The 3,887-nt window shown below is 72.1% G+C and carries 5 protein-coding genes; 3 read left to right on the forward strand and 2 right to left on the reverse strand.

The features are described from left to right. Positions 1-738: ABC transporter permease (locus tag VR44_RS37185; protein ID WP_045952091.1), on the forward strand; the 738-nt coding region annotated here is incomplete at its 5' end. 19 nt (positions 739-757) lie between these two features. Here the strand turns inward: VR44_RS37185 and VR44_RS37190 are convergent. Then, on the reverse strand, positions 758-1,084 hold the full coding sequence (locus VR44_RS37190; RefSeq protein WP_045952092.1) for a hypothetical protein: 327 nt from the start codon (positions 1,082-1,084) through the stop codon (positions 758-760). Positions 1,085-1,335: 251 nt separating this feature from the next. Here VR44_RS37190 and VR44_RS37195 point away from each other — a divergent pair, with 251 nt between their 5' ends. Beyond that, complete coding sequence (locus VR44_RS37195) at positions 1,336-2,367, forward strand: LLM class flavin-dependent oxidoreductase (RefSeq protein ID WP_045952093.1); 1,032 nt, start codon at positions 1,336-1,338, stop codon at positions 2,365-2,367. Positions 2,368-2,465: 98 nt separating this feature from the next. Here VR44_RS37195 and VR44_RS37200 read toward each other — a convergent pair whose 3' ends face one another. After that, complete coding sequence (locus VR44_RS37200) at positions 2,466-2,858, reverse strand: SCO5389 family protein (protein WP_030235830.1); 393 nt, start codon at positions 2,856-2,858, stop codon at positions 2,466-2,468. 220 nt (positions 2,859-3,078) lie between these two features. Here VR44_RS37200 and nucS point away from each other — a divergent pair, with 220 nt between their 5' ends. Further along, the gene (nucS, locus tag VR44_RS37205; protein ID WP_045952094.1) at positions 3,079-3,750 is read left to right on the forward strand and encodes an endonuclease NucS; all 672 of its coding nucleotides are present in this window, start codon (positions 3,079-3,081) and stop codon (positions 3,748-3,750) included. The last annotated feature ends 137 nt before the right edge of the window (positions 3,751-3,887 follow it).

The raw sequence follows: 3,887 nt of genomic DNA on the forward strand, positions 1-3,887 counted from the left end.
AAGCTGACCTCCGTGCGCTCCACCCTGTGGACGCTCGGCTCCCTCGTGGCCCTGGTCGTCGGCGTCGGCATGCTGGCCGTGGTGCAGACCGCCTCCCAGGACTACGAGAAGCTCCCCTACACGGCGCCGGCCCTCTTCGGGCTGATGGTCGGGCAGATCGCCGTGATCGTGCTCGGTGTGCTGACGATCTCCTCCGAGTACGGCACGGGCCTGATCCGCACCACCTTCACCGCCGCCCCCGACCGGCTGCGGGTGCTCACCGCCAAGTACCTGGTCTTCGGCACGGTCGCCCTGCTCACCACCACCCTGTCGGTGGGGTTCGTCGGCCTCTGGGCGGCGATCCTCCACAGCGGGCCCGCCGCCGGGCCGCACGGCCTCGCCGAGTGGGCGGGCGCGCTGGCCGGCTGCTTCTACGTGACCCTGCTCGGCCTGCTCGCGATGGCCGTCGGGGCGCTGGTGCGGCACTCGGCGGGCGCCATCGCGGTGATGCTCGGCGTGGTCACCATGCCCCCGGTGCTCGGGTCGATACTGATGGTCTGGCCGGTCACCAGCGGGGTGGGCGGGCTGGTGCTCCGCTACAACGCGCCCGTCGGGCTGTTCCAGCTGTTCGGTGTCCAGGACAACGGCGTCGGCGGGGCGGCGATGCCCAGCGACCTGGCCCAGATGACCCTGCTCGTCCTGGTGACCGCGGCCGCGGTCACCGCCTCGTACGCCGTGGTCCGCCGCCGGGACGTCTGAGCGCCGGCGGCCGCGCGGATCAGTACCGCGGGGCGTTGCGGGACCGCTGCACCTTGGAGGTGCGGCGGTCCTTCGCGTTCCAGCAGGCCTTGTGCCAGTGCCGGCGGTCGTCGACGCCGCCGTACTCGGGCCAGGCCACCACGTGCGGGGTGCCCGAGGGGATCTCCTGGTCGCAGCCCGGGCAGCGGTAGCGCTTGCCCGCCGCGCTGGCGCCCGCCACGTGCCGGACCTTCCACTCCTCGCCCAGGTACTCCTCGGTGCGCTCGAGTCCGTACCGGTCGTAGGAGGAGCTCGGCCGCTCGTCCGGGGTCTCGCCGCCCCTGGGGCGGTTGTGGCGCGGTGACACGTATACCTCACGAAGGGGCGGCGGGCGGTGACTTTCCCCCAGACTACGCGCAGCGAGCCGCGCTACCCGCAGGGTGTCCGGGGAAGGCCCGACTCCGAACGGAACTGGCCCGACTATCTCAATAACTTTCCTGTCAGGCCGTGCCTTTGGCACGTGTCAGACGTTGTTGCCAGCAGACGTTGATGCCATCAACGAGCAACGAGCCGGTCCACCTGGGGGAGGCCGCGCCGACCGCGAGGAGGCTAAGGGCGATGCGCGTAGGAGCGTTTGTAGTGGCGGCTCAGTTCCCGGGCCAGGGGCAGGGGGAGGCGCTGCACCGGGCGGTGCGCACCGCCGAGGTGGCCGAGGAGACGGGGCTCGACTCGGTCTGGCTCGCCGAGCACCACTTCGTCCCGTACGGGGTCTGCCCGTCGGCGGTGACGCTGGCGGCGCTGCTGCTGGGGCGGACCCGGCGGCTGCGGGTGGGCACGGCGGTGAGCGTGCTGCCGAACACGCATCCGGTGGCCCTCGGGGAGCAGGCGGCCCTGCTGCACGTCACCTCCGGAGGCCGGTTCACCCTCGGGGTGGGGCGGGGCGGGCCGTGGGTGGACCTGGAGGTGTTCGGAGGCGGGCTGGAGGCGTACGAGAGCGGGTTCCCGGAGGACCTCGACCTGCTGCGGCGCTGGCTGGCCGAACCCCGGGTGGGGGCGGCCGGGGAACGGCACGGCTTCCGCGAGGTGGCCGTCGTACCGCGCCCGGACCAGGCCCTGGACGGGGACGGGACGGGGCCGGAAGTGATCGTCGCGTGCACCTCCCCGGCGTCGGTGCGGACGGCCGCGCGGCGCGGGCTGCCGATGCTGCTCGGCATGCACTGCGGGGACGAGGACAAGGCGGGCATGGTCGCGCTGTGGCGCGAGACGGCGCTGGCGGCGGGGCACGCGCCGGAGGCCGTACGGTCGGCGGGGCACGTGTCGGCCGGGGTGTGCCAGCTGGCGGACCGGACGGCGGACGCCCGCGAGACCCTGCTGAAGGCGATGCCGGGCTGGCTCCGGCAGGGCCTCGACGCGCACGTGACGGTCGACGGCCGGCACCGGGCGATGCGCGACCCCCACGCCTATACGGAGCTGCTGTGCGACATCCATCCGGTCGGCACACCGGAGCTGGCGGCGGACCGCCTGGCGGCCACCTCGGAGCGTACGGGCATCACACGGTTCGCCCTGCTGTCGGAGGGCTCCGGCGACCTCGCCGCGACGGAGGAGAACGTCCGGCGCCTCGGCGCGGAAGTCCTGCCCCTGCTGGTCTGACCCGGCCGGGTCCCGCGCGCCGCGCGTACGGCCTGGGCTGCCGCCCCGGTGTCTTCGCACCTCCCGCGACTCGGAGCGGCAGCGGAGTACTGGTCCTGCTAGCAGTCGCGGAGTTCGGGCGACTGGTTGAGCAGCTGACCGCGGATCGAGGTGAACTTGGCCAGCCGGTCGTCCACCGAGGGGTCCAGCGGGAACACCGCCACGCGGTGGCAGTTCTGGAAGGCGAGGCGCACCCCGAAGTGCCGCTGCAGCGCACCCCGTATCGCGTCACTCGCGAGCGCGCGCAGGAGCTGGCCGCGCGCCTGCTCGTCCGGCGGCGGCGTCTGGTTGTCGGCGAACTCTCCGCCCTCAACCTCCAGCTGGGCCGTCAACGAGCTGATCATCTCCCATGCGTAAGGCAGGGAGGTCCGGACGCAGTCGACGAAGGCGGCTTCGTCGACCTCGCCTCGCTCGGCCTGTTCGAGTAGGGCCGGTGAGACGTCGAGCGACATGGGTTCTCCTCTCGTGACCCCGGCGTTCTGGGTCGCCGGAGTCCTACGGGCAGGGAAGGAGGCCGCGACGCAGTGTGCACGCTCGGCAACCTCCCGCTCACCACGGTAGGCGCCCGCCGGGTGGCGCACCAGGAGAATGCGCATACAACGCGCCATCGGCGAACGGGGCTTTCAGGGGCGAATCGCGTGAAGGCCCGTCGGTCGAGTAGCGTTGCCGACCATGCGTCTCGTCATTGCCCGCTGCTCCGTCGACTACGCGGGTCGGCTCACCGCCCATCTGCCCTCGGCACCCCGTCTGATCCTCGTGAAGGCCGACGGCAGTGTCTCGATCCACGCGGACGACCGGGCGTACAAACCGCTCAACTGGATGTCGCCTCCGTGCACCCTCAAGGAGGGGAGCGGGGACGAGGCGAACGTCTGGACCGTCGTCAACAAGGCGGGCGAGAAGCTCATCATCACCATGGAGGAAGTCCTCCACGACTCCTCCCACGAGCTGGGCACCGACCCGGGCCTCATCAAGGACGGCGTCGAGGCGCACCTCCAGGAACTGCTCGCCGACCGCATCGAGACGCTGGGCGAGGGCTACACACTGATCCGGCGCGAATACATGACGGCGATCGGCCCGGTGGACATCCTGTGCCGGGACGCGTCGGGCGCGACGGTGGCCGTGGAGATCAAGCGGCGCGGGGAGATCGACGGCGTCGAGCAGCTGACCCGTTACCTGGAGCTGCTGAACCGCGACCCGCACCTGGCGCCGGTGCGGGGTGTCTTCGCGGCGCAGGAGATCAAGCCGCAGGCGCGGGTTCTGGCCAATGACCGGGGCATGGACTGCGTGGTCCTGGACTACGACGCCCTGCGCGGCATCGAGGACGACAAGCTCCGCCTGTTCTGACACACGCGGACCACGAACGAACCCCGGCGGGGCTGGAGAACTCCAGCCCCGCCGACGTTTCACGGCCCGGGCCGGGGTGCGGAGCCCAGCCCCTGCCCCTGCCCCTGGAGCACCCCCAGCCTCGCCGGCGTTCGAGG

It is taken from the genome of Streptomyces katrae, assembly GCF_000966975.1.
Classification (GTDB): Bacteria; Actinomycetota; Actinomycetes; order Streptomycetales; family Streptomycetaceae; genus Streptomyces; species Streptomyces katrae.

Coding starts and splice junctions, on each gene's coding strand:
- nucS (WP_045952094.1), top strand. CDS start 3,079: ATGCGTCTCGTCATTGCCCGCTGCTCCGTCGACTACGCGGGTCGGCTC.
- VR44_RS37200 (WP_030235830.1), bottom strand. CDS start 2,858: ATGTCGCTCGACGTCTCACCGGCCCTACTCGAACAGGCCGAGCGAGGC.
- VR44_RS37195 (WP_045952093.1), top strand. CDS start 1,336: ATGCGCGTAGGAGCGTTTGTAGTGGCGGCTCAGTTCCCGGGCCAGGGG.